Raw genomic sequence first — 24965 nt, 5'->3', positions numbered from 1 at the left:
TTGCCGTCCAATAGTTACAGCGGACGTGAGGCCACGTGGCGGAGTGGTTACGCAGCGGATTGCAAATCCGCGTACTCCGGTTCAATTCCGGACGTGGCCTCCAACATTTCCCCTACATAGTTTTAGCGGTGAGGGCAGGGCTGCCGGGTAGTTGCCCCTGTGCCTGGCGCTCGCCTTCAATCGCTTCGAAGGCGCCCCCTTGCCGCGTGACCCTGCTTCCGGGAGCCAGGCGAACTGGCCGGCGTCAATGATTGCCCCTGCGACCTCCAATACTCCCAATGAAGGACCCCGGCTGATGCACATCGCCAGGGTTCGCATGGGTGCCATGCACCCCTTTTTGTCCGGCGCATGCCATGCCCGCTTGCCAGCCCGCCACGCGGCGGATATTCACGTCCAGCATATGGTCGTGGCTAGGGCAGGTTTGGACTGATGGTCGATTTCGATCGCGCGCGGCAGGTGATGATCGACAATCAGCTGCGCGCCGGTGGCGTCACCGAAACGCGCCTGCTGTCCCGTATGCGCCTGGTGCCCCGCGAAATTTTCGTGCCGGAAGCGCGTCGCGCCCTGGCCTATGTCGATGACATCCACTGGTTCGGTAAGCCCGGCGCCAGCCGCTTCATGCCCGCGCCCGCCACGCTGGCCAGGCTGCTGCATCTCGCCGAGATCACCGCTCAGGACGCGGTACTCGATATCGGGGCCGGCACGGGCTACGCAACCGCCATCATCGCCGGTCTGGCCGCCTCGGTCATCGGCCTCGAACAGGACGCAGCGCTTGCCGCGGCAGCGGCCATCAACCTCGCGGCCCTTGATATACCCAATGCGAGCGTGGTCTCGGGTGACATCGTCCAGTTCGGTGCCGAACGCTTCGACGTAATGTTGGCGCAAGGTACGCTGGATAATGTGCCCGACAGTTTTATCGCCGCATTGAAGGATGGCGGCCGCCTTGTCGCGCTCTTGCAGACCGACGCGGTCGGCACGGCCCATGTCTTCGTCAAGGCAGGTGGCAAATTCACCGCGCGTGCCGAGTTCGATGCCTTCCTGCCGCCGCTTCACGCCAAGGCAGGTCATGAAGAATTTGTCTTTTAATAGTATGTTGCGGCCTGTGTTGCAGGATGGGCACTTGGCCGTGCGAATCGAACATTAAAGTCCCATAGGGATTGCTGCGGCAGGTTGTGTCCCCCATTTGCCGTGCATAAGGTTTCGGGGTTTGGAGTCAGGCAATGGACTTTCGCGTGAATTTGGTCGCCAGCGTACTGGCTCTGGGTCTGGCTGCTACCACGGTGGGCGGCGCGCAGGCACAGTCCATCACCCAGGCCTTGACCATTGCCTACGATCACGCGCCGGAGCTGCAGGCCGCCTTGCTTGAGGCAAAGGCCTCGGCGGAAAATATCGCGCTGGCCAATGCCGGCATGCGTCCCAGGATAGGCGCGGCCGTCGGCGGAACCTATAGCTGGTCGGCCGGACAGGCCACGACCGGCAATCCGTCGGGTGCCTTCGCCGATAGCCAGCTCTATACGGCAGGCCTCTCCTACGATCAGACCATTTACGACAACCACAAGACCGATGCGCAGATCGAAGCGGCGCGCGCCGGAGCCGAGGCTGCCGAGCACCAGATTCGCAATACCGAGCAGAACGTGCTGCTCGCCGTCGTCCAGGCCTATATGTCGGTGCTGAGCGGCCGCCAGCTGGTAGCCCTGCGGCAGGAGAACGTGAACTTCTTCCAGGCGCAGCTGCAATCGGCACAGGACCGGCTCGATGTGGGCGAGGGCACCCGCATCGACGTCGCTCAGGCTGAAGCGCGCCTTGCCCAGGGCCAGGCCACCTATCGCGCTGCCGTGAGCAGCCTCGAAATCAGCCAGGCAACCTTCCAGCGCTATGTCGGCGCGCCGCCGCAGAACCTCGACAGCTCGCACAATTATGGGCGTCTCGTGCCCAGCAGCCTGCAGGCCGCCATTTCCGAGGCGGAAGTCGGCCATCCGGCCATCCTGCTTTCCAAGGCCGCCATCCGCGCCGCCCAGGCCGGCACCGATGCAGCCCAGGCTGCTTTCGGCCCCTCGGCGTCGGTCAGTGGCTCCATAGGCACCGCCTTCAGCAATCCCGGTGGTGCGCAGGGCCTCAGCGGCAAGCTGGGCTTCACCATTTCCGTGCCGCTCTATTCCGGCGGCGCCATGGGCGCCAGTGTGCGCAAGGCCAATATCGAACAGATCAAGTCGGAGGTGGATGCCATGTCCGCCTATGACCAGATTCGCGAGGCGGTGATTTCCGCCTGGGCCGGCATGCAAAGCGCCGACGCACAGATTTCCGCAGCCAACTCGGCGGTTTCGGCCGGTCGCACTGTCCTCGATGGCGTGATCCAGGAGCGCGACCTCGGCACCCGCACCACGCTCGACGTGCTCAATTCCCAGGCCGAGCTGACCACTGCCCGCGAGGGGCTGATCAATGCCTCGACCAACAAGGTGATCGCCACCTTCTCGCTGCTCTCGGCCATGGGGCGCCTCACCGCGACTGATCTGGGCCTGGGGGTCGAGGTCAAGTCCGCCGTGCGCTACAATCAGGCCGTCGAAGACGTCTGGCAGGAATTGCGCACCGTCGCCGAGTAGTTTTGCCAGCAACGCAATCCAGTTCTGGTGGCCGGGCAATGCCCGGCCACAAGTTTTAGTGGAAGAAGGCTTTGCGGCTTGCTTGGCGATTCCTAATTGCGGCCGCTGGCGCTAAGGTGTTGGTAACGAATCAGGTCAGTCGCAATTGGCGGAGGCTGCAGGCTGGTTCGGGCGCGCACGAGTAAGAGGCACCTATGAACAAGCCGGCACCCAAAGAACCCTCGATGGACGAGATCCTGTCGTCGATCCGGCAGATTATCGCCGACGACGATGCCGCCGGAGTGCCGCGGCGGCCCAGCATTCAGGCCGCGCCCCCGCCCATGCAGGCGACGCCCGCGCGTCCGGCGGACTCGCTGGATCGCGACCTCAGTGACATGCTCGACGATATCGAGCCGCTGGCCCTTTCCGCCGCCCAGATCGTCGAGGGTGACGACGATGTCGGCGGTTTCAGCTTCGACTCCATTCTCGCCGATACCGCTGTCGATGAAGAACCCGTTGCTGCCGCGCCGCAGCTGGTGGATCCCGAAGACATCACTTTCGACGTGAGCGAGCCGGAAGACGATCTGCCCGCTTTCGATCCGCCGCCCATGGCCATGGCGCGCTTTCAGCCCGAGCCTGAGCCGGAACCTGCTCCCGCCCCGCGTGCCCGTGCCCCCATCGCCCAGGCGGCGCCGCTGCCCGACCCGACACTGTCGAGCGACATGGCGGACCAGTTGCTCGAACCGGCCACCCAGGCCGCCGTGCGCAGCTCGATCACCAAGCTCAATGGCCTCGGCCTCGGCAATGCCGGCGCCACCATCGAGTCGCTGATGCGCGATATGCTGCGCCCCATGCTCAAGGAATGGCTGGACGAAAACCTGCCGGCAGTCGTCGAGCGCATGGTGGAAAAGGAAATCGCCCGCGTCTCCCGCGGCGAATAGTTCTTCCGGACTTAAGTTTTCAACGGCCCTCGGATCCACTCCGGGGGCCGTTTTGCATTGGCGGCAGAGGTTTCTCAGTCGTCTCCTTCCCCCTTGAGGGGAGGGGCTAAGGCTCCACTCTCGCTGGTCTATCCGCGCCTGACACCAACGTATCCCCGCGCTTTGGCGCCGAGCTATACTGCTCCCATTGCTGCGCGGAGACGGCGTGCACGGCCAATGGCGCGGCGACAGTCGGGGGGGAGGGGGGTCGTGCTCCTGCTCGGGCAAGCGGAAGTGTCGGGCGAGGCCCGGCCAGAGTCTGCGCGCCACAAATCCCGGCACCCCGAGGCGACTATCGTCTCATTTATAAATTACCAGAGGCGAAAGCCGCCTCGGGGTCCGTCCATCCATTCCAACCGACCGGTTTCCGCCGGCCGGAGGTCAGCCATGCGCACTTCCAGTTGACCCCGTAGCCGGCATTTGATTGAAGTCTGCCCAACCTGTTTGTCCGGCCCGCCAGGTCTTTCTCAAACGAGAATTTCCGCCTCGGCGGGTCGCTGCTGTTGCGAGTGACCAATGCTTGAAAAGTCCTATGAGCCCGGCGCGGTCGAAAACCGCGTCTATGCCGATTGGCTCAAGGCCAACGCCTTTGCCGCCGGGGCCGGTGCCGCGCCCGGCGCCGAGACCTTCACCATCGTCATCCCGCCGCCCAACGTCACCGGCTCGCTCCATATCGGCCACGCGCTGAACAACACGATCCAGGACATCCTCGTCCGCTTCAACCGCATGCTGAAAAAGGACGTGCTCTGGCAGCCCGGCACCGACCATGCCGGCATTGCCACCCAGATGATCGTCGAGCGCCAGCTGATGGAACGCCAGCAGCCCGGTCGCCGCGACATGGGCCGCGAGAAGTTCGTCGAGCGCATCTGGGAGTGGAAGGCCGAAAGCGGCGGCACCATTATGAACCAGCTCAAGCGCCTCGGCGCTTCGGCTGATTTCTCCCGCGAACGCTTCACCATGGGCGAAAACGGCGTCGCCGACGACCAGATGGTCCGCGCCGTCACCAAGGTCTTCGTCGAGCTGCACCAGCGCGGACTGATCTATCGCGCCAAGCGCCTGGTCAACTGGCATCCGGGCCTCGAAACCGCCATTTCCGATCTCGAAGTCGAGAATATCGAGGTCAAGGGCCATATGTGGCACCTGCGCTATCCGCTGGCCGATGGCGTCACCTATCAGTTCCCGATCGCGCACGACGAAGAGGGCAAGCCCACCGAGTGGGAAACCCGCGACTACATCATCGTCGCTACCACCCGCCCCGAGACCATGCTCGGCGATAGCGGCGTTGCCGTTCACCCCACCGACGAGCGCTACGCCTCGCTGGTCGGCAAGTTCGTCGAACTGCCGCTGGTCGGTCGCCGCATTCCCATCGTCGCCGACGAATATGCCGATCCGGCGCTCGGCACCGGTGCGGTCAAGGTCACCCCTGCGCACGATTTCAACGACTTCGAGGTCGGCGTCCGCAACAATCTCGAACAGATCAACGTCTTCACCACGGGCGGCTCGATCATTTCGGCTGACTTCATCCCGGCCGCATATCGTGGCCTCGATCGTTTCGTTGCCCGCAAGGCCATCGTCGCCGACCTGACCGCGCTTGCCGAAGCCGAACCCACCCGTGGCCTCGACCATATCGAAGACAAGAAGATCATGGTCCCCCATGATGAGAAGTCCAAGCTCGTCGTCATCGAGCCCTTCCTCACCGACCAATGGTGGGTCAAGGCCGACGTGCTCGCCCAGCCGGCGCTCGCCGCCGTGCGCGAAGGCCGCACTAAGTTCGTGCCGCAGCAATACGAAAACACCTATTTTGCCTGGCTTGAGAACATCAAGCCGTGGTGCATTTCCCGCCAGCTCTGGTGGGGTCATCAGATTCCGGCCTGGTACGGCCCGGATAACCATGCCTTCGTCGCCTACAGCGAAGCCGAAGCGCAGGCCCAGGCCGACGCCCATTATGGTGCGCCGACCGCCATCAAGCGCGACGAAGACGTCCTCGATACCTGGTTCTCCTCCGCCCTCTGGCCCTTCTCCACGCTCGGCTGGCCGGACGATACCGCCGAGCTGCGCCGCTACTACCCGACCGACGTTTTGGTCACCGGCTTCGACATCATTTTCTTCTGGGTTGCCAGGATGATGATGATGGGTCTTGAATTCCTGCATGAAGAGCCGTTCCACACGGTCTACATGCATGCTTTGGTCCGCGACGAGAAGGGCCAGAAGATGAGCAAGACCAAGGGCAATGTCATCGACCCGCTCGAACTCATCGATCAATACGGCGCCGACGCCACCCGCTTCACCCTCGCCGCCATGGCCGCACAGGGGCGCGATCTCAAGCTGTCGCTGCAGCGCGTCGAGGGCTACCGCAACTTCGTCACCAAGATCTGGAATGCCGCCCGCTTCCTCGAAATGAACGAGTGCCGTCGCGTCGAGGGCTATGATCCTCGCGCCAACAAGCTCCCGCTCAATCGCTGGATCGTCGGTGCCACCGCGCGCGGCGCTGCCGCCGTCACCCAGGGCATTGTGGATTACAAGTTCAACGAAGCTGCCAACAGCGCCTATGACTTCGTCTGGGGCACCTTCTGTGACTGGTATGTCGAATTCGCCAAGCCCGTGCTGATGGGCGAGGATGAAGCGGCCAAGGCCGAGACCCGTGCCACCGCCGCCTGGGCGCTGGATCAAATCCTCACAATCCTGCATCCCTTCATGCCCTTCGTTACCGAAGAGCTGTGGGCCGAGACCGGCAAGTTCGGCGCCCCGCGCCAGAACATGCTGATCCTGACCGAATGGCCCGATCTCGGCGGCCTCGAAGACCCGGAAGCCGATGCCGAGCTCACCTGGCTCATCGACGTCATCACCAATGTCCGCTCCGTCCGCAGCGAGATGAATGTGCCGGCCGGCGCCAAGCTGCCGATCGTGGTGGTCGGGGCAGGGGACACCACCCTGCGCCGCCTCGTCGCCGGCACCTCGCTGATCACGCGCCTTGCCCGCCTCGAGGAAATCTCACCGCAAACCACCGTCCCGGGCGAATCCGCCCAGTTCGTTGTCGGCGAAGCCACCTGGGCCCTGCCGCTGGCTGGTGTCATCGACATCGCCGCTGAAAAGGTCCGCCTCGAAAAGGAAGTGACCAAGCTCGACGCAGAAGTCTCCCAGATCGACAAGAAGCTCGGCAACGAGCAATTCGTCGCCAAGGCGCCCGAAGAGGTGATCGAGGAGCAGAAGGCCCGTCGTGAAGCTGCCATCGAACGGCGTCATCACATCCTCGAAGCGCTCAAGCGTTTGAGCTAGTCTGCTGATGGATGAGGCCGCACCAATGGACGACATCCCGCGCGAACCGCCGGCCCGTGCCATCCAAAACGGCATGGTCGGCGTTGGCGCGGTGCTTGTTTTCGACGGCAAGGGCGGTGTCGTCCGTCATGAGCCCGACAGCGAAAAGCCCGCCGTGCCGGCCCGCGGCTTCAAGCTGGTCTGCGGCAATTCCAAGTCGCCGGAGTTCAAGGTCTGGCTCAAGGCCGAACTCGGCGTCTTCAATGCCGACCTGCTGACCGTCCCCAGCACGCGCTCGCGCTGCACCGTGATCGATGACAAGGCCATGATCGTGCTGCGCGTCGCCCGTCCCGGTGCAGAGCCCGAGGATATTGGCCGGCAATTGCTGGCGCTCTGGATCGAAAAGGGCCGCGTCATCATCGCGTCCGAACTCAACATTCTCGATTTTCTCGGCCTCGCCAAATGGGAAAGCTCCCACCATGCGCCGATGTCTCCTGCCGATCTGGTAGCCCGGCTGGGCCTGCGCGCCGCGGACCGGCTCGAGCCGCTGGTCGAACGCCTGGGCGACCGGCTGGATGAGATTGAGGAATCGCTCATCGTCCAGAACACCTCGCGTGTGCAGGGCAAGCTCAGCCACCTGCGGCGGACGCTTATCAGCTTCCGCCGCCTCGTCTGGCCTCAGCGCGATGTGCTCAATACGCTCGAGATTGAAGATCTTTCTCATTTTACCACCCGCGACCGCCTGCGCCTGCGCGAAGCTTCGGCCCGCTCGGCACGCCTCGGCGACGAGTTGCAGTCGCTGTCCGAACGAGCCGTGCTGGTCCACGAGCAGATCATCGACGCCCGGGCCGAGCAGATGAACCGAACCATGCTGATCCTGGCCGCGGTGACTGTGGTGTTCATGCCGCTGACCCTGCTGACCGGGGCCCTGGGCATGAATGTCGCCGGAATTCCCTTTGCTGACGATCCGCATGCCTTCTGGACGGTCTGCGCCGCGCTCTTCCTGCTCTCACTCGGCATCATCTGGTGGATGCGCGGCCGCCGCTGGCTCTAGCGGCGGCCGCAGGGCTCTAGATGCTCGCCGACACTCTGTGCAATCCGGCATAGAGCCCGTCGGCCGCCATCAGCGCGTCATGGGTGCCTTCCTCGCCGATGCCGTCGGCGGTGAGCACCAGGATGCGGTCGGCATGGCGCACGGTTGAGAGCCGATGCGCGATGACGATGGTGGTCCGGCCCTTGGCCAGGCTCAGCAGTGCCTGCTGCACGGACCGCTCGCTCTCATTGTCGAGGGCACTGGTCGCCTCGTCGAAGATCAGCACCGCCGGGTCCTTGAGAAAGGCGCGGGCAATGGTCAGCCGCTGCTTCTGTCCGCCGGACAGCTTCACGCCGCGTTGCCCGATATTCGACTTGTACCCGTCCGGCAGGGCCATGATAAAATCATGCGCATTGGCAGCCCTGGCTGCAGCAATGAGGTCATCATGGCTGGCATCCGGTCTCCCATAGCGCAGGTTTTCTTCCACGGTACCGCTGAACAGATACACATCCTGCTGCACCACGCCCACGCTGCGCCGCAAAGACCCCAGCGTCACGCCGCGGACGTCCTTGCCATCGATCGTAATTGCGCCTGAGGTGACGTCGTAAAAGCGCGGGATAAGCGCACAAAGCGTGCTCTTGCCCACCCCCGATGGTCCCACCAGCGCCACGAACTCACCCGGCGCAATGTCGAACGACAGCCGGTTGAATACCGGCTCATGACCCTCGCCATAACCGAAGCTCACGTCACGAAAGCTGATCGCACCATCCACCTTGCCGATATCCACGGCGCCCGGCCGGTCGGCAATGTCGGGCTCCTCCTCCAGCAGCTCCATGGCCCGCACGAACCCCGTCGCCCCTTCTTGCCAGAGGCGGATGAAGTTATCCAGCCGCCGGACCGGATCCACCAGCACGCCGACACAAAGCAGGAAGGTGAGCATGTCCGCCACGGTGAGGTCGGCGGTCAGGATGCGGATGGCACCTGCCACGATCACCATGATCGTCACCAGTTGCGCAAAGCCATCCATGCCCACCCACAGCAAGGCCTCGCTGCGATAGCCATCCCGACGGCTCTCGAAAAAGCGCCGGTTCTCGGCCTCGAAGCGACGGAGTTCCACCGCCTCATTGGCAAAGGACTGCACGACCCGGACCCCGCCCAGCGCGTCCTCCACCCGTTCGTTGACGGCCGCGATGCGCTCCTTGCTGGAGCGCAGCGCCACATTCATCTTGCCGTTGAAATGCCGAGCATAGGCGATGGCAAACGGCACCAGCAGGGCGATGAGCCCCGCCAGCGCCGGATCGATGATGGTCAGCACCGCCATGGCTCCGCCGAATTTAAGCAGGCTGATGGCAATGTCTTCGGGACCATGGTGGAACAATTCGCCCAGCCACAGCGAGTCATTGCTGATCCGGCTCATCAACTGGCCGACGCGCTGCCGGTCATAAAAGCCGAAGCTGAGCTTCTGGCAGTGTTCGAACAGCTCCTGACGCACATCTGCTTCGATGCGCGCGCCCATGACGTGCCCCTGATAGTCGACGAAATAGGTCGCCAGCGACTGCACCAGGAACACGCCCAGCATGATCCCGCCAATGCTCAGGATTTGCAGGAGCGCGTCGTCAGCCTCGGCCAGAGCGGGCAGGCTTGTGGTGATGTAGCTGGCGCAGAGGGGCAGGGCTATGGCACTGGCCGCCACCAGCACGGCACAGGCAAGGTCCGCCAGCAGCAGCGGCACATAGGGCCTGTAATAGCCGATGAACTTGCGTGCACGGGCAAGCGTTCGACCGGGATCGCCATTCCGGCCGCTCAGCAGTCTTGCGAGGAGTTTTGAAAAGAGGTGACTACGGCCTGCGTCGCTGCGCTGCTCCGGCCACGGATTTCGAGAATGCATGAATGATCATGTCCTGTTGAAGTTTGTTACCTTTCGCGATGGACATGGTTTTCATCGATGCGCTCCTCGGTTCGCGGTCTGGTGATACTAGGCGCCTGAGCCGATGCCGCACAAGCCGGCGCGCCGAACCGGGCTCCCTGCCGCCATTTTTGTGTCGATTCCGCAACAGCGTTCGTGAATCGATTTGCGAGAGCTTCGTGGCAACGATTTGGCGATGTTTGTCGCCACAATCTCACCCTAAACGAGACGGCATAGGCATTCGGGGGCGGATGGCCTGCAGGCATCGTGGCAAAGGTCCGCGCGCTTGCTGTTTTCCACCTCGGATACCGAAGCTGTCGGTCAGACAGGTGCGCTAAGGCTCCCAAGAGCAGGCGCCGCACGGGTTTGGCCGGGCCTGGAGGAAAACGACGACGGATTCGTTCGACTGTCGGCTGGCCGCGAATGCGGCTCGGCTTGGCAAATTTCCCGGAACGCCATCTTGTGATGGCCCCGGCTGAATGCGGTCACAAACGGAGGTTACTGGTTCCTTAACGTCCGGCTTTCGCACTCGCGGCAAGCAGATCGGACAAGGCAATCGCAGGTGCTGCCGATCATATCGGCGCGCCGTTACGGAACCCGGATAACCGGGTCCGAGAGGCAAGTTGGCCCGCTGCCCTGCGGGCATAAAGGAGTACGATGCGGACCATTAGGGACCACTCCCTGATTTCCGTGACAACGGCAGCACTCTTCGCCCTGATGGCGTCGGTTCTGCCTGTGCACGCCCAGACGGCAGCAGATGCCGCGCTCAACATGGCCAACATGCTCGACGGGGCAGGTGGTGGTGTGTCGGGCGATGACTTGCTCGCAGCGCTGGAAGACGCTGCTGAAGCGGGCCAGCCAATGGCCATGTGGCAACTGGGGACGATGTATGAGAACGGCGAGGGCGTGGACCGGGACCCCGTCAAGGCCTTCGGCTATTTCGCCCAGATCGCCAATCAGCATGCTGACACAGCCCCAAAGGGCGTTGAGGCCGATATAGTGGCGCAGTCTTTCGTCAAGGTCGGCGACTATTACCGCGAGGGTCTGCCCGATGCCGGCATTCCCGCCGACGCCGATCGCTCACACGCCCTCTTGCTGCATGCCGCCACCTATTTTGGCGATGCTGACGCGCAATACCGTGTTGGCCTGCTCTATATGAGCGAGAGCGACATGGGCGTGAACCCGCTGCAGAGCGCCCGCTGGTTTTCGCTCGCTGCCCGCAAGGGCCATTGCCCGGCCCAGGCCCAGCTCGGGGACCTGCTGTTTAACGGTGTTGAGGGCATTGAGGCCCAGCCCGTCGAGGGTCTGATGTGGCTGGTCATCGCCCAGCAGCGCTGCGCTGCCACTGGTGACGCCGCCTGGATAGGTGAATTGCTCAACCGTGCGGTCTCGGTTGCTGCGCCCGAGCAGCGCACGGAAGCCTTTGCCCTGGCCGAAAGCGTCGCGCCCCAGTTCGCTGCCTTCTAGAAGGTAAACCGTCCCTCGACTGGCACATGGTCGCTCGGCTTGTCCCAGCCGCGCACGTCCTTGTGCACGGTGACATCTTCAAGCCGATCGGCCGCCTGTGGCGACAGCAGCAGATGATCGATGCGAATGCCGGCATTGCGCCGCCAGGCCCCCGCCTGGAAGTCCCAGAACGTATAGGCCGGCTCCGATGTGATCGCCCGCAGCGCATCCGTCAGCCCCAGATTGACCAGGGTGCGCCAGCGTTCCTGGCTTTCGGGACGATAGAGCGCGTCGCCCCACCACGCCTGCGGATCATGCGCATCGATGGGGGCCGGAATGATGTTGAAGTCGCCAAGCAGGACAAAGGGCTCCTCCAGCGCCAGCCGGCCTGCGACATAGGTCTCCAGCCGCCGCATCCACGCCAGCTTGTAGGGGAATTTCTCACTATCGACCGGATTGCCATTGGGCAGGTAGATGCCGCACACCCGAATGGCGCCCGTCTCGACCGAAAACACGGCCTCGATCAGCCGCGCCTGCTCATCGCTGTCATCGCCGGGCAGGCCGCGTGTGACTTCATCGAAGGGTAGGAGCGACAGGATCGCGACGCCATTCCAGCTCTTCTGCCCATGCGTTTCCACATTATAGCCCAGCGCCTCGATCTCAAGCCGCGGGAAACCCTCGTCGACCGTCTTGATCTCCTGCAGCACCACGATATCCGGCTTTTCTTCGCTCAGCCATTTCAGCAGCGGTTCGATTCGGGCTTTGACGCCGGCAATGTTCCAGGTCGCGATGCGCATGAACGCCTCCGTAAATGCCGATGCTCAACCGGGCCGGAAATCCGCATAGATGGCGTTCCGCACGTTGCGCGGAAACATCCCCAGGCAGCCTTCCTGCGCAGTGTTGCTCATCGAGACCATTACCAGTTCGTTGGTCGGGTCCACCAGCCATGAATGGCCATATACCCCACCCCAATTGACCGTCCCCGGGGCTTCCGGCGTGTTGGCCGCAGCTGGGTCATCCACCACGGCGCCGAGATAGCCAAACCGCAGTCCGGCATCTTCGCGTGGCAACGAGCCGACCTGATTGCGCATGGCCGCGGCGACTGTATCGGCCGAAACCACGCCACCACCGCCGGTACGCAGCGCTTCAAGCAATGTCAGGATATCGACAGCGGTGCCCACCATGCCGGCGCCGCCGGATTGGAAAGCCTTGGGATTCCAGACGCGCACCGGCGAGAATATCGTCGTCTCGCCATGCTCGTTGACTATCGTCTGGTGGTCCGCCATGCGGACCGGTTCAGGCGAGCCATCGGCATAGGCTGGCGCCAGCCGTGCCGGATCGGAAACGCCGAATCCGGTGTCGCGCATCCCCAGCGGACCAGTTACGTGAGTCTCCGCCGCTTCGCCCAGTGTGCCGCCGTGGATTGCCGCCAATGCGGCCCCCAGCACGTCGATGGCTACCGAGTAGTTCCACCCGGTTCCCGGCGCAAACAGCAGGGGCTGCCGCGCAATCCGGGTCAGGTTCTCCTCGTGCCCAAGATTGGTGTCCTGCATTCCGGTGGTGATGGTCGTGTCATCTGGATAGCCGTAGCTCAGCCCTGCCGTGTGGTTCAGCAGGTGCGACAGGGTGATCCCGGCGAGGCTGCCATCGGGCAATCTGGGTTGGAAATAGGGCAGGTAGCGGTCAACCCGGTCGCTGAGCTTAAGCAGCCCTTGGTCCGCCATGGCCAGGGCCGTTGTCGCGACGATGGGCTTGGTAACCGAGGCCAGCCGATAGATGGCGTCCTGCGGCATCTCAATGCCGGCTTCGCGGTCGAAATGACCCGCCGCGCGCCGATAGACGATTTCGCCACCTCTACTGGCGATTATCTCCGCACCGACGATGGATTTGTTGCTTATGGCGTCATCGATGACGCGGTCGACAGAATTGGACATAGTTGCTCCCTCGGCCGGGACTATGCAAATCCGGCACCGATTCAGCAACCGGCGTTTGTCAGACGGCGAAGCTTGTCCCGCAGCCGCAGGACGCGACCGCATTGGGGTTGCGGATCTGGAACGATTGCCCGATCAGGTCGTCGACATAGTCGATCTCGGCCCCGCCCATGAATTCCAGGCTCATCGAATCGATCAACACCACGGCGTCGCCCTTGGAGAGAACGATGTCGTCGCTGGCAGGTTTTTCCTGTACGAGATTGTATTCATACTGAAATCCGGAGCAGCCGCCGCCGGCGACCGAGATGCGCAACACCGTTCCATCCGGCTCCTTGGCCAGGATACGGGAGACGCGCTTGGCAGCGCGATCGGTGAGAACGACTTCGGTGGGAGCGAGGGCGGTATCGGTCATCTGGGAATCCGTGCCGTTCGTAATGTCATAACGGTCAGGCTAAAATAGTAACTCTTGCCGAGAATGAAAAGGGCCTTGTCATCACCGATGAGCGAAACCGCTCCCTACGCCAGCAAACCCGAACTCTCCCTGGGGCGTCTTCACGGCACCGGGCCGAGCCCGACGCGCTCCGAGTTCCAGCGCGACCGTGACCGGATTATCCACTCCACGGCCTTCCGCCGCCTGCAGCACAAGACGCAGGTATTCCTGCATCACGATGGCAATCACTTCCGCAATCGGCTGACCCATACGCTCGAAGTCAGCCAGATGGCCCGCTCCATGGCCCGCGCCTTGCGGCTCGACGAAGACCTGGCCGAGGCCGTCGCCCTTAGCCATGATCTGGGCCACACCCCTTTTGGCCATGCCGGCGAGCGGGCGCTACATGCCTGCATGGAGCCCTATGGGGGCTTCGATCACAACATCCAGGCCATGCGCGTCGTGACGCGTCTCGAAAACCGCTATGCCGAGCATGACGGGCTCAATCTCACCTGGGAAACGCTCGAAGGCATCCTCAAGCACAATGGTCCACTGACCAATCCTGATGGCACGCCCTACGGCAAGTACGCAGACGAGGGCCTTCCCGCCGGCCTGAACGATATTCCTGCCGTCGCGGACCTGCGCCTTGCCAGCCATGCCTCGCTGGAAGCCCAGACCGCTGCCATTGCCGATGACGTAGCCTATAACGCACACGACATCGACGACGCCCTGCGTGCCGGCCTCATCACACTGGACGATATGGTCGGCGTCCCGCTGGCCGGTCCCATCGTGCGTGAGGTGCTTGCGCTCTATCCCGGCGTCGCCCCCAAGCGGCAGGCGCATGAAGTGCAGCGCCGGCTTATCACTCGCACCATCGAGGATGTCATCGCCACCACCTCGGCCAATATCGCCGCCTCGGGCGCCACCTCAGCAGAAGATGTGCGCGACGCCGGCAGGACACTGGTGAGCTTCTCCTCGGCGGCGGCAGCAGGCGAACGCGGGCTCAAGGCATTCCTGTTCGAACGCGTCTATCGGCACGAGACGGTCATGGCCCCGGTGCGCCGCAGCGAAGCTGTGGTGCATGACCTGTTCGCGCGCTACATGGCGACGCGCGATCTTCCCGGCCGCTGGGGCGGCTATGCCAGGGCCGCGAGCGACGACCGCCAGCTCGCCCGCATCGTCGCCGACTTCATCGCCGGCATGACCGATCCCTACGCTCTCGACGAATATGCCCGGCTGTTTGACGCTCGCCCGGAATTCCGTTAACCCCGGCGCACCTTAGCCTTCAGGTATATCATGGACGTCTTTGCACTGTTTTCCGCGCGCATCGCCAATGCGATGCAGGTTCTCTACCCCGAAGTCGGCGCCGATCTACTCGCCCGCATCGTGGTCGAGCCGCCGCGCGATGCGACCCATGGTGACCTCTCCACCAATGCCGCGATGATCGTCGCCAAGCCCCTCGGCAAGAACCCGCGCGACGTGGCCGCAGCCCTGGTCGAGCACTTCCGGCACGACGAGGATGTGCATTCGGTAGACGTTGCCGGCCCCGGCTTCATCAATTTCCGGCTCGAAGCCCCCATCTGGCACCAGGTGCTGCGCTCCATTGCCCAGCAGGGCGCCGACTATGGTCGTTCCGCGCTGGGGCAGGGCGAGCGGGTCAATATCGAGTATGTCTCGGCCAACCCCACCGGCCCAATGCATGTCGGCCACACCCGCGGCGCCGTCTTCGGCGACACGCTGGCGGCGCTCATGGCCTATTCCGGCTATGAGGTAACGCGGGAATACTACATCAACGACACCGGCGGGCAGACCATCACGCTCGGCCGGTCGGCTTTCCTGCGTTATCGTGAGGCCCTGGGTGAGGCCATCGAAATTCCGTCCGGCTTCTATCCGGGTGATTACCTCATCCCCGTTGGCCAGGCGCTTGCGACCGAATACGGTCGCACCTTGCTGGACAAGCCCGAGGAAGAGGCCGTCCTCATCGCCCGCGAAGCGGCGCTGGCCGCCATGATGGAACTGATCAAGCAGGATCTGGCGCGGCTCAACATCCACCACCAGGTGTTCTTCTCCGAGCGCACGCTGCATGGGGCAGGGGGCGACATCGAAACCACCCTCGCCTGGCTGCGCGAAAAGGGCATGGTCTATGAGGGCCGGCTGGAGGCCCCCAAAGGCAAGACGCCCGAGGAATGGGAGGATCGCGAGCAGACGCTGTTCCGCGCCACCGATTTCGGCGACGACATCGATCGGCCACTGGTCAAGTCCGATGGCTCCTACACCTATTTCGCTGCTGATATCGCCTATCACCGCAACAAGTTCCTGCGCGGCTTCAAGCACATGATCAACGTGCTGGGCGCCGACCACTCGGGCTACGTCAAGCGCCTGCAGGCGGCTACCAAGGCTGTCTCGCTCAACGCAGCGGATATGGACGTGCGGATCTGCCAGCTCGTTCGCCTGCTCAAGAACGGCGAGCCGTTCAAGATGTCCAAGCGCTCCGGCGATCTGGTGACGCTGGCCGATGTCGTCGAGGAAGTGGGTGCCGACGCGACGCGCTTCATGCTGATGTACCGGCGCAATGACGCGGCGATGGATTTTGACTTTGCCCTGGTCAAGGAGCAGACCAAGGACAATCCGGTCTTCTACGTCCAGTACGCCTATGCCCGCACCCATTCGATCTTCAAGACCGCGGCGCGTGACCTGCCGACGCTCGATGTTTCGCCTTCCGCACTGGCCAATGCCGAGATCGAGCGCATCGTTACAGCAGCCGAACTTGATCTGGTCCGGGTGCTGGCAGCCTGGCCGCGGACCGTCACCGCGGCGGCCGTTGCGCATGAACCGCACCGCATTGCCTTCTATGTTCACGAGCTCGCGGCGGCCCTCCACGGCTTCTGGGCCAAGGGCAAGGATGACCCGCAGTTACGATTTGTTAACTTTGACGACCCAAAGCTGACTTTGGCGCGACTCGCGCTGGTGGATGCCGTACGCCAGGTCATCGCCAACGCACTAGCAATTCTGGGCGTCTCCGCACCCGAGGAGCTTTCATAATTCGGGCGCAATACTGTGATGACTCGCGGTACAATGCTCTTACTTGGGCACCGTAGTCGTAACCGAGAGGGCGCTGCTTTATGACAGCGAAACCGCAGCCGATGGCCGGACAATCCGACGCCTCTGACGATCTGATCGCCGAATTGGCAAAGCTCATGGCGCAGGACGCACAGGGCGATCGTCCGGCCCAGCCGCCACGTCCTGTCGTGCCCGTTCGCATCCCGGGCGGCGACGCCCCCGCCGCGCCGGCACCCCGCTTTGACTTCGAGCGCTCGTCAGCCGCCGCTGCCAGCGACGTGCCTCCCGAGCCAGCCGAGCGCGCTTCGGAGCCCGCACAACCCGCTCCGGTCCCCGAGGCGCCCGAGCCTTTTCATTTTGATTTTGACCTGAATGCCTCGAGGTCGACATCCGCCGAGGCGCCGTCAACAGGTGCCGCTGCGGCGCCAGCTCCCGTGGACGTGCTGCCAGACACGTCCGTTGTCCCGGCAGATCACGACAGCATTGCCGACCTGATTGCCGCTGAGTTGTCGGTTGAGTCGCAACCGGTGAGCGAAACGCCCCTCGAGCCGTCTCCGATTCCCGCCACAGCCGCAGAAGTGCTGCCGGCCTCGCAGCCTGCGGCTGACCCCTCCGTCGCTACCAGCGCGCCGGAAAGCCCGTTGCGTCCAGGCTTGCGCTCGCCCCACCTGCAGCCCACTACAGGCGCTGACCAGGATCGCTTCAAGGTGGCCCCGGTCTTCGGCCTGGCTTCACAACCGGCCTCCTCGCTTGACCGAGCCGTCGCGCCCAGCACAAATGTGCCGATCCCCACACCGGCGCAGGTCGCGTCGACCTTCGGCTGGCGCCAGACGCCGCCGACTATATCCACTCATCCGGCCCCCACTACGGACTCCGAGGACGACGACGTGGGCCGCGATCCGATCGACGAGATCGAGAGCCTTATTGGCAGTGCGATGCGGGTCGAACTCGATCGTCCGGCAGGACCGACCGTCGCGGAAGAAGCCAGGCCGGCACCAAGTCCTGCGCTGCGCAGCCTTGCGACGCCGACCGTTCCCACGCCCTCGGATACCGCAGAACCTGCGTCCCGCGCCTTCTCCGGCGCTGACGAAGCCATTCTGGCCGCCGCCCAGGCCACGGGTGTGCAGATCGGCTGGGTGGAAGCGCCCGAAGTAACCGATACCGAAACGACCGCCGCACCCCGTCGGCGGGCCCCCCGTGCCCTTGGCATGACCCGCGCCTTTGCCGGCCCATTGGTGGCAGTAACGCTGCTGCTGGCTGCCGGCTTTGGCCTCTATTGGGTGCTTGGCCTGGGGCGCGAGTCCGGTCCCGCGCCGCTCCTCAGCGCCGATGCCGGCCCGGTCAAGGAAACGCCAGCCGTCCAGCCTGAAGCAGCCGCTGCGCCGCAGTCAGTCGTGTTCAACGAGATCGACGGCGTGGTCCCGGGTGCCGAAGAACAGCTCGTGTCGCGCGATCAGGCCGATGTCAACGAGGTCACCCAGATTCCCCCGGTCACCGATCTGAGTGAAGAGGGCCTGGCCAACCGCAAGGTGCGGACCGTCACCGTCCGTCCGGATGGCACCATCGTCAGCGGGGACGACAGCGTCGCCGGCAGTACCATACTGCCCGTTGATCGTCCCAATGTACCGGCCGTGCCGGGTGCAGAAACCGCGAGCCCGGAACTGCTCGCCAGCGTCGAGCCAGAAGCCACCGTCACGACTCCGGCCGCCCCGGAAGCAGCCGCATCGCCCGAACCAGCAGTCGCGGTGAGCCCGGTAACGCCCGGCGCCACGGTTCCGGCGGTGGACGTCGCGGGCAATCCGCTGGCCGGCAAGACCACCATCATCCCGATGACCAGGCCGGCCGGCCTGGTCGGTCCGGGCATTTCCGCCGCCGCGCCGACCTCGCCGGTGAATGCTGTGGTGAGTCCGCCGGCTTCTGGCGGCAATGTGTTGCCGCCGCCACCCGCCAACAACACGCTTGGTGGTCTGGCCACACCCGCCGCACCTGCCCAGACGCCGGCCGCTCCTCAGACGCCCACTGCGGTGCCCCAGGCGGTTGAGGTTGATGCTCTCCCCAACAACGCGCCGGCCTATGTCCAGCTCGCCTCCCAGCGCAGCGAGGAAGAGGCCCGCCGGTCCGCTCAGGCCATGGTAACCCGCTTCGGTCCGCTCTTCGGCGGCGCCAATCTGGAAGTCCAGCGCGTCGATCTGGGCGAACGGGGTATCTATTACCGCGTCCGCGTGCCTGCCAATTCCCTGCAGGACGCCAACAACATCTGCACCAACGTTAAAGCGGCCGGCGGCGACTGCTTCACCATGTAAATCAGCATCGGTCCGCAAGGGACCGGTGCACATCGCCATTCCCCTCGGCTGGGCGCTTGACGCGTCGCGACCCAGCGGCCAAGGATGGCGCGACATTCCTGCAGTGCGGCGCTGATTTCATGACGACTGCCCAGACCGACTGGTTTGACACGCCCGTGCAGCCCGTGGCCGAAGACGTCATGTATGTCGATGTCAACGGCTATGAGGGTCCGCTCGACCTGTTGCTCGATCTGGCCCGCCGGCAGAAGGTCGATCTGGCCGCCATTTCCGTCCTCGCCCTGGCCGAACAATATCTGGCCTTCATCGAGACGGTGCGCGAGAAGCGCATTGAAGTCGCCGCCGACTACCTGGTGATGGCCGCCTGGCTGGCCTATCTCAAAAGCCGCCTCATGGTGCCCCAGGCTCCATCCGACGACGAGCCGTCCGGCGAGATGCTGGCGGCCATGCTGCAATTTCGTCTCAAGCGGCTGGAGGCCATGCGCCGTGCCGCCAGCCAGTTGATGAACCGGCCCCGGCTGGGCTTCCAGATCTACGCCCGCGGCATGCCCGAGCCGATCGAAGTTAACCGCAGGAACCATTGGGAAGCCACGCTCTACGACCTGCTCAAGGCCTATTCCACCCAGCGCGAACGGGGCATTTCCACCGACTATTCGCCCATCCAGCGCACCGTCTGGTCGCTGCAGGATGCCCGCGATATCCTCCAGCGCCTGATAGGCGACAGTTTCGACTGGATACCGATGGATCTCTATCTGGCCGAGTATCTGGCCAGCCCGAGCGAACGCGCTACCATCCGCGCCTCGAGCTTTGCCTCGAGCCTCGAACTGGTCCGTCAGGGCCAGATCGATATCCGCCAGACCGAAACCTTTGGCCCCCTCCTGATGCGGCGCCGCAAGGGCGACCAGCAGTGATTGATCCCGACGAGCACGGTGAGGTTGCCGAACGCCACCTGCGTATTTTGGAGGCTCTCCTGTTCGCGTCATCTGAGCCGCTTTCGGCCAACCAGATGCTATCCTATTTGGGCGAAGGGGTTAGCGTGGTCGAATTGCTTGCCACTCTGCAGCAGCGCTACGCCGACCGCGGCGTCAACCTGGTGCAACGCGGCGACAAATGGGCGTTTCGTACCGCTGAAGACCTTGGTTTCCTGCTGCGCCGTGAGGAGCAGGAGACCCGTCCGCTCTCCCGGGCAGCCCTGGAAACCCTCTCGATCATCGCCTATCACCAGCCCTCCACTCGCGCCGAGATCGAGGAAGTGCGCGGCGTCGCCACCGGCAAGGGCACCATCGATCTGCTGATGGAAGCCGGCTGGATCCGCATGCGCGGCCGCCGCCGCACGCCGGGCCGCCCCGTGACCTATGGCACCACCGAGGCCTTCCTCGATCACTTCGGGCTCGAAAGCCTCGGCGATCTGCCGGGCCTCGACGAACTCAAGGGCTCCGGCCTGCTTTCGGGCCGTTTACCGCCCAATATGCAGATTCCGCTGCCCTTCGACGGCGCCCTGCGCGACGACGAAGACCCGCTCGAACCCGACGACCTCGGCAGCGACGAGGATCAGGACTGATGACTGATACATCCAGCGCTGGCTGGGGCTTGCGCGGCACCGCCGGCGTCAGCTTCGCCGCCACGCTCGAATTCGATGCCGTGGAGGTCAAGCTTGGGGGCAGGGTGGTGCTCGACCATTTCAGCCTGACCCTCAAGCCCGGCGAGATCGTCTGCCTGCTCGGGGAATCGGGCTCGGGCAAATCCACTGCCCTTCGGGTCGCCGCTGGTATCCAGCCGGTGCATGGCGGCGCCGTACGCATCAACGGCACCGCCGTCTCCGCGCCCGGCCTCAATACGCCGCCGGACCGTCGGGGCATCGGCTTGATGTTCCAGGATTTTGCTCTGTTTCCGCACCTTACCGTGCTGCAAAATGTGCTGTTCGGTCTGCGCAGGCTCGGTCGCGAGGCTGCCCTTGGGCAGGCGCGCGCCGCCTTGCGCCGCGTTGGCCTGGGCGACCGCGAGGAAGATTACCCGCATATGCTTTCGGGCGGGCAGCAGCAGCGCCTGGCCCTGGCCCGCAGCGTCGCGCCGCGTCCCGGCGTGCTGCTCCTCGATGAGCCATTCTCCAGCCTTGATGCCCGCCTGCGCGAAACCGTACGCGAAGAAACGCTGGCCGTGCTGCGCGAAACCCACGTCACCAGCCTCATCGTCACCCACGACCCTGAAGAGGCGATGGTGCTCGGCGATCGCGTGGCTTTGCTCCGGCATGGCCGCATCGCCCAGATCGGCACGGCGGCGGAAATCTACCGTCAGCCGATCGATCTAAGCGCTGCGCGCTTCTTTTCGCCCCTGAGCGAAATCGAGAGCGTGGTCACGAACGGACACGCGCCAACGCCACTGGGCCTGGTTGCCACCCCCGGCCTTGCCGACGGCACGGCGGTGACAATTGCCATCCGCCCGGCGGGCGGCGCGCGCATGGCCATCCTGGGGCCAGGGACGCCCGGCCGCATCGTTGGCAAGCGTGACGCCATCGGCATCGACATCTGCGAGGTGAGCGTCGAAGGGCTCGATCTGCCTCTCGGCCTGCGTCAGCCGTCCGACGCGGGTCTGAGCGTGGGGCAAGATGTCTTCGTGACGCTCAATCGGGAACACGTTCTTGTGTTTGCACGCGATTGAACCTATTTCTGGCCTATCTTTCGCGTGTAACGCGTTCTGAAGAATATTAGGGAGATCAAAATGCACGCGCCAGGAATTTGGGGCATTCTCGTTGTCGCCGTCGTCGTGATCCTGCTGTTTGGTCGCGGCAAGATTTCCGGCATGATGGGTGAAGTCGCCTCGGGTATCAAAGCCTTCCAGAAGGGCATGAAGGACGACGACAAGCCGGTGGACCGCGTCACGACCACTGCTGATGCCGAAGTCCGCGAGCCAGAGAAGAAGGACGTCTAAGGACGCCTTTTCCGGCCGTGCTGCTGCTTTGAAGGAATAGGACTATGCTCGGCTTGGGCTGGACAGAGATGCTGGTGATCGGCGTTGTCGCGCTGATCGTCATCGGGCCGAAGGACTTGCCGGTGGTGATGAACCGCATCGGCAAGGTGGCCGGGCAGATCAGGCGCATGGGCAATGATTTCCAGCGCGAGATCAACAAGTCGACCGGGCTGGACGAGGTGCGCAACCTGCGCAGCTCGATCACCGCGCCGCTCAAGAAGACCACCGACGAGATCCGCAAGGAATTCAACGCCATGACGCCCACCGGCCCCAAGCCGAGTGGCGTCATCAAGCCGACCGATCCCAATGCAGAGAGCGTGGTCGACGAGATCAAGGCGAAGGCCGGCATGATCCCGCCCAAGACGGCCGACCAGATCGCCGCCGAATCCGGCTTCAAGCCGGCGGGCCCAGCGCCCACGGCATCGAAAGCCGCCAAGCCGGCGCCCGCCTCGAAGGTTACGGTCAAGAAGGCGCCGGTAAAGGCCAAGGCCGCTCCGACCCGTCCAGTCGTCACGACCGAGCTTGCGCCGATTGAGGCCGTGCCGGCACCCGCCGAGGCACAGACGGTCGCCAGGCCCGCCCGCAAGCCAAGTACGCCCAAGGTTGTCAGCGAGAAGCCGGTGCCCGCGCTGCCGACCGAGCCGGCGGATTCGCCGGCAACCAAGACGCCGCGTGCGCGCCAGCCGCGCAAGACCACCACCGCGAAAGCCGGGAACGCATAGACCATGGCCGACGCCAAGCAGATCGAAGACAAGAGCAAAGCGCCCGAGGATGAACTCGCCGGCAGCGAAGCGCCATTGCTCGAGCATCTGGTCGAGCTGCGCAAGCGCCTGATCTATTCGGCGGTCACTATCGTCGTGCTCATGGCCTTCTGCTTCATCTTCGCCAGCACGATCTATGATTGGCTGCTGATCCCCTACAAGAACTCGGTGCCGGGCGCGAACCTGATCTTCACCGCGCCGCAGGAACTGTTCTTCACCTATCTGAACGTGGCGCTGTTCGGCGCCATCTTCCTCGGCTTCCCGATGATCGCCAGCCAGATCTACATGTTTGTGGCGCCCGGCCTCTACAAGCACGAGCGCAAGGCCTTCATCCCCTATCTCGTGGCGACGCCGGTTTTCTTTGTTGCCGGCGCAGCCCTGGTCTATTTCGTCGTTCTGCCCATGGCGCTGAGCTTTTTTGCCGGGATGCAGACCGAAGACATCGAGATGCTGACCAGCGTCAGCGAATATCTTGGCCTCGCCATGCTGCTGATCCTGGCCTTCGGCATCTGCTTCCAGCTGCCCGTCATCCTGACCCTGCTGGCCCAGATCGATCTCGTGCATGTCGACCTGCTCAAGAAGGGCCGCCGCTACGCCATTGTCGGCATCCTGATCTTTGCGGCCTTCATCACGCCGCCCGATCCGATCTCCCAGATCGGCCTTGCTGTGCCCATGTACCTGCTCTACGAACTCTCGATCATGTCCGTACGGATGGTTGAGCGCCGTCGTGCAGCCGCCCTGGCGGCGCAGGAAGCCGAACTCTCCCGCTCATCATCCGACTAGGTTTTCCCCGCCCACGGTGTCACCCCGGCGAAGGCCGAGGTCCATCCTGAGATGGATCAGCGTGCCGTTGGCGTGGGAATACCTCAGGATGGATTCCGGCCTTCGCCGGAATGACCCGGTGGGTTTGGGATTGCGGCGTTCCGCCATCGACCTTAGACAAGCGTGCACAACCAACCAGAGAGGCGGGCAGCAACCCGTAGCACCGATGTTCGATATCAAGTGGATCAGAGCCAACGCCGAAGCCTTCGATGCTGCCGTTTCGCGGCGCAAGGGCGTCTCCGTCCGCTCGTCCGATCTGCTCGCTATCGATGACCGGCGCCGCGACATTATTGCCCGGCTGAACGACGCCCAGGAAAAGCGCAACGCGCTGTCCAAGCAGATCGGCCAGGCCAAGGCGCAGAAGGACGATGCCAAGGCCGCTGAGCTGATGGCCGAAGTTGCCCGTCTAAAGGAATCCATTCCGCAGGGCGAAGCCGACGAGCGCGCAATCGAGCTCGAACTGCGCAACGCCCTCTCGGTCATTCCCAACCTCGTCTTCGAAGACGTGCCCGACGGCACCGACGAAAGCGGCAATGTCGAATATTTCGGCCCCAACGGCTCGCCCGCCATCGCCGCCAAGGCCCGCGCCCCCAAGCCCAGCTTTTCGTTTGCTCCAAAAGAGCACTACGAGATCGACGTTGCGGCGCGCGGCGACATGGATTTCGAGATTGCCGCCAAACTCTCCGGCAGCCGCTTCGTCGTGCTGAAAGGGCAGGTGGCCCGGCTCGAACGTGCGCTTGGCCAGTTCATGCTGGATCTGCACACGACCGAGCATAGCTACACCGAAGTCCAGCCCCCGCTGCTGGTGAAGGACGATGCCTTATTCGGCACCAACCAATTGCCGAAGTTCGAGGAAGATCTGTTCTTCACCCCGCACGGCGAGAGCCGGCTGGCTCTCATCCCGACGGCCGAGGTGCCGCTGACCAACTTTGTCCGCGAATCCATCCTCGCGGAGGAAGAACTCCCCCTCCGCCTCACCGCTCTCACGCCCTGCTTCCGTTCCGAGGCTGGCTCTGCCGGTCGCGACACCCGCGGCATGCTGCGCCAGCACCAGTTCAACAAGGTCGAGATGGTGTCGATCAACACGCCTGAGACCTCGGTGGACGAACACGAGCGCATGCTGACCTGTGCCGAGACCGTGCTGCAGCGCCTTGGCCTCCACTACCGGGTCATGAACCTCTGCACTGGCGATATCGGCTTCGGCGCCAAGAAGACCTATGACCTCGAAGTCTGGCTGCCCGGCCAGGACACCTATCGCGAAATCTCCTCGGTCTCGGTCTGCGGCGATTTCCAGGCCCGACGGATGGATGCGCGGTATAGGCCATCCGGCGAGAAACAGGCGCCGCGTTTCGTCCACACGCTCAATGGCTCCGGCACGGCCGTCGGCCGGTGCCTGATCGCCGTGATGGAAAACTACCAGCAGGAAGACGGCTCCGTCCTCGTGCCCGACGTGCTCCAGCCCTATATGGGCGGCCTCAAGTCCATCGGCGGCCGTTGA

Annotated in this window: 20 protein-coding genes and 1 tRNA gene; 17 read left to right on the top strand and 4 right to left on the bottom strand. The window is 63.9% G+C overall.

Annotated features, from left to right (window positions below; all coding sequences use genetic code 11):
• Positions 1-29 precede the first annotated feature (29 nt).
• The 6 genes from V6M52_RS06650 (at position 30) to V6M52_RS06625 (ending at position 7868) form a co-directional block, all read left to right on the top strand.
• Positions 30-103, top strand: a tRNA-Cys gene (locus V6M52_RS06650).
• A gap of 326 nt (positions 104-429) precedes the next feature.
• Positions 430-1086 (top strand): protein-L-isoaspartate O-methyltransferase family protein, encoded by a 657-nt coding sequence (locus V6M52_RS06645; RefSeq protein WP_332700485.1) that lies wholly within the window; start codon positions 430-432, stop codon positions 1084-1086.
• A 134-nt stretch (positions 1087-1220) separates the two neighbouring features.
• On the top strand, positions 1221-2600 hold the full coding sequence (locus V6M52_RS06640) for a TolC family outer membrane protein (RefSeq protein WP_332686071.1): 1380 nt from the start codon (positions 1221-1223) through the stop codon (positions 2598-2600).
• Positions 2601-2794: 194 nt separating this feature from the next.
• Positions 2795-3520 carry a PopZ family protein gene (locus tag V6M52_RS06635; protein ID WP_332686073.1) on the top strand — a complete coding sequence of 242 codons (726 nt, stop codon included), beginning with the start codon at positions 2795-2797 and terminating at the stop codon, positions 3518-3520.
• 555 nt (positions 3521-4075) lie between these two features.
• Complete coding sequence (locus V6M52_RS06630; protein ID WP_332700484.1) at positions 4076-6835, top strand: valine--tRNA ligase; 2760 nt, start codon at positions 4076-4078, stop codon at positions 6833-6835.
• Between the two features lie 25 nt (positions 6836-6860).
• A complete protein-coding gene (locus tag V6M52_RS06625) occupies positions 6861-7868 on the top strand; it encodes a CorA family divalent cation transporter (protein WP_332693002.1) in 1008 nt (335 codons plus the stop codon).
• Between the two features lie 16 nt (positions 7869-7884).
• On the opposite strand, the gene V6M52_RS06620 is transcribed toward V6M52_RS06625, so the two are convergent.
• Positions 7885-9735, bottom strand: coding sequence for an ABC transporter ATP-binding protein (locus V6M52_RS06620; RefSeq protein WP_332700483.1), 1851 nt, complete (start codon positions 9733-9735; stop codon positions 7885-7887).
• Positions 9736-10410: 675 nt separating this feature from the next.
• On the opposite strand from V6M52_RS06620, the gene V6M52_RS06615 reads away from it, so the two are divergent.
• Positions 10411-11220, top strand: a complete 810-nt coding sequence (locus V6M52_RS06615; RefSeq protein ID WP_332692996.1) for a tetratricopeptide repeat protein — start codon at positions 10411-10413, stop codon at positions 11218-11220.
• On the opposite strand, the gene xth is transcribed toward V6M52_RS06615, so the two are convergent.
• Genes xth through erpA form a run of 3 tightly spaced genes read right to left on the bottom strand, consistent with a single transcriptional unit; the run spans position 11217 to position 13542 of the window.
• The gene (gene xth / locus V6M52_RS06610) at positions 11217-11996 is read right to left on the bottom strand and encodes an exodeoxyribonuclease III (protein WP_332692993.1); all 780 of its coding nucleotides are present in this window, start codon (positions 11994-11996) and stop codon (positions 11217-11219) included. The genes V6M52_RS06615 and xth overlap by 4 nt on opposite strands.
• A 24-nt stretch (positions 11997-12020) precedes the next feature.
• A complete protein-coding gene (locus V6M52_RS06605; RefSeq protein ID WP_332700482.1) occupies positions 12021-13133 on the bottom strand; it encodes a serine hydrolase domain-containing protein in 1113 nt (370 codons plus the stop codon).
• Between the two features lie 58 nt (positions 13134-13191).
• Positions 13192-13542 (bottom strand): iron-sulfur cluster insertion protein ErpA, encoded by a 351-nt coding sequence (gene erpA, locus V6M52_RS06600; RefSeq protein WP_332692987.1) that lies wholly within the window; start codon positions 13540-13542, stop codon positions 13192-13194.
• 63 nt (positions 13543-13605) lie between these two features.
• Between erpA and V6M52_RS06595 the strand changes: the two genes are divergently transcribed.
• The 10 genes from V6M52_RS06595 to serS all read left to right on the top strand — a co-directional run bounded on the left by V6M52_RS06595 (position 13606) and on the right by serS (position 24965).
• On the top strand, positions 13606-14823 hold the full coding sequence (locus V6M52_RS06595) for a deoxyguanosinetriphosphate triphosphohydrolase (protein WP_332700481.1): 1218 nt from the start codon (positions 13606-13608) through the stop codon (positions 14821-14823).
• A 30-nt stretch (positions 14824-14853) separates the two neighbouring features.
• Positions 14854-16599 carry an arginine--tRNA ligase gene (argS, locus tag V6M52_RS06590; protein ID WP_332700480.1) on the top strand — a complete coding sequence of 582 codons (1746 nt, stop codon included), beginning with the start codon at positions 14854-14856 and terminating at the stop codon, positions 16597-16599.
• Between the two features lie 80 nt (positions 16600-16679).
• A complete protein-coding gene (locus V6M52_RS06585) occupies positions 16680-18920 on the top strand; it encodes an SPOR domain-containing protein (RefSeq protein WP_332700479.1) in 2241 nt (746 codons plus the stop codon).
• Positions 18921-19039: 119 nt separating this feature from the next.
• Complete coding sequence (locus V6M52_RS06580) at positions 19040-19828, top strand: segregation and condensation protein A (RefSeq protein ID WP_332685945.1); 789 nt, start codon at positions 19040-19042, stop codon at positions 19826-19828.
• Complete coding sequence (scpB, locus tag V6M52_RS06575) at positions 19825-20478, top strand: SMC-Scp complex subunit ScpB (protein ID WP_332685939.1); 654 nt, start codon at positions 19825-19827, stop codon at positions 20476-20478. The genes V6M52_RS06580 and scpB overlap by 4 nt, the downstream gene beginning before the upstream one ends.
• Positions 20478-21575 carry an ABC transporter ATP-binding protein gene (locus V6M52_RS06570; RefSeq protein ID WP_332700478.1) on the top strand — a complete coding sequence of 366 codons (1098 nt, stop codon included), beginning with the start codon at positions 20478-20480 and terminating at the stop codon, positions 21573-21575. The genes scpB and V6M52_RS06570 overlap by 1 nt, the downstream gene beginning before the upstream one ends.
• A 60-nt stretch (positions 21576-21635) precedes the next feature.
• Complete coding sequence (gene tatA / locus V6M52_RS06565; RefSeq protein WP_332685943.1) at positions 21636-21845, top strand: twin-arginine translocase TatA/TatE family subunit; 210 nt, start codon at positions 21636-21638, stop codon at positions 21843-21845.
• Between the two features lie 44 nt (positions 21846-21889).
• Complete coding sequence (tatB, locus tag V6M52_RS06560) at positions 21890-22606, top strand: Sec-independent protein translocase protein TatB (RefSeq protein ID WP_332700477.1); 717 nt, start codon at positions 21890-21892, stop codon at positions 22604-22606.
• Between the two features lie 3 nt (positions 22607-22609).
• Complete coding sequence (gene tatC, locus V6M52_RS06555; protein WP_332700476.1) at positions 22610-23428, top strand: twin-arginine translocase subunit TatC; 819 nt, start codon at positions 22610-22612, stop codon at positions 23426-23428.
• Positions 23429-23633: 205 nt separating this feature from the next.
• Positions 23634-24965, top strand: coding sequence for a serine--tRNA ligase (gene serS / locus V6M52_RS06550; RefSeq protein WP_332700475.1), 1332 nt, complete (start codon positions 23634-23636; stop codon positions 24963-24965).

It is taken from the genome of Devosia sp., assembly GCF_036676215.1.
Taxonomy (GTDB): Bacteria; Pseudomonadota; Alphaproteobacteria; order Rhizobiales; family Devosiaceae; genus Devosia.
The sequence above is the reverse complement of the archived record's forward strand: the minus strand, read 5'-3'. Positions and strand labels throughout refer to the sequence as shown.

Coding starts and splice junctions, on each gene's coding strand:
- V6M52_RS06580 (WP_332685945.1), top strand. CDS start 19,040: ATGACGACTGCCCAGACCGACTGGTTTGACACGCCCGTGCAGCCCGTG.
- V6M52_RS06640 (WP_332686071.1), top strand. CDS start 1,221: ATGGACTTTCGCGTGAATTTGGTCGCCAGCGTACTGGCTCTGGGTCTG.
- V6M52_RS06605 (WP_332700482.1), bottom strand. CDS start 13,133: ATGTCCAATTCTGTCGACCGCGTCATCGATGACGCCATAAGCAACAAA.
- V6M52_RS06620 (WP_332700483.1), bottom strand. CDS start 9,735: ATGCATTCTCGAAATCCGTGGCCGGAGCAGCGCAGCGACGCAGGCCGT.
- V6M52_RS06595 (WP_332700481.1), top strand. CDS start 13,606: ATGAAAAGGGCCTTGTCATCACCGATGAGCGAAACCGCTCCCTACGCC.
- V6M52_RS06585 (WP_332700479.1), top strand. CDS start 16,680: ATGACAGCGAAACCGCAGCCGATGGCCGGACAATCCGACGCCTCTGAC.
- argS (WP_332700480.1), top strand. CDS start 14,854: ATGGACGTCTTTGCACTGTTTTCCGCGCGCATCGCCAATGCGATGCAG.
- V6M52_RS06615 (WP_332692996.1), top strand. CDS start 10,411: ATGCGGACCATTAGGGACCACTCCCTGATTTCCGTGACAACGGCAGCA.
- V6M52_RS06645 (WP_332700485.1), top strand. CDS start 430: ATGGTCGATTTCGATCGCGCGCGGCAGGTGATGATCGACAATCAGCTG.
- V6M52_RS06630 (WP_332700484.1), top strand. CDS start 4,076: ATGCTTGAAAAGTCCTATGAGCCCGGCGCGGTCGAAAACCGCGTCTAT.
- tatB (WP_332700477.1), top strand. CDS start 21,890: ATGCTCGGCTTGGGCTGGACAGAGATGCTGGTGATCGGCGTTGTCGCG.
- V6M52_RS06570 (WP_332700478.1), top strand. CDS start 20,478: ATGACTGATACATCCAGCGCTGGCTGGGGCTTGCGCGGCACCGCCGGC.
- V6M52_RS06635 (WP_332686073.1), top strand. CDS start 2,795: ATGAACAAGCCGGCACCCAAAGAACCCTCGATGGACGAGATCCTGTCG.
- erpA (WP_332692987.1), bottom strand. CDS start 13,542: ATGACCGATACCGCCCTCGCTCCCACCGAAGTCGTTCTCACCGATCGC.
- xth (WP_332692993.1), bottom strand. CDS start 11,996: ATGCGCATCGCGACCTGGAACATTGCCGGCGTCAAAGCCCGAATCGAA.
- serS (WP_332700475.1), top strand. CDS start 23,634: ATGTTCGATATCAAGTGGATCAGAGCCAACGCCGAAGCCTTCGATGCT.
- tatC (WP_332700476.1), top strand. CDS start 22,610: ATGGCCGACGCCAAGCAGATCGAAGACAAGAGCAAAGCGCCCGAGGAT.
- tatA (WP_332685943.1), top strand. CDS start 21,636: ATGCACGCGCCAGGAATTTGGGGCATTCTCGTTGTCGCCGTCGTCGTG.
- V6M52_RS06625 (WP_332693002.1), top strand. CDS start 6,861: ATGGACGACATCCCGCGCGAACCGCCGGCCCGTGCCATCCAAAACGGC.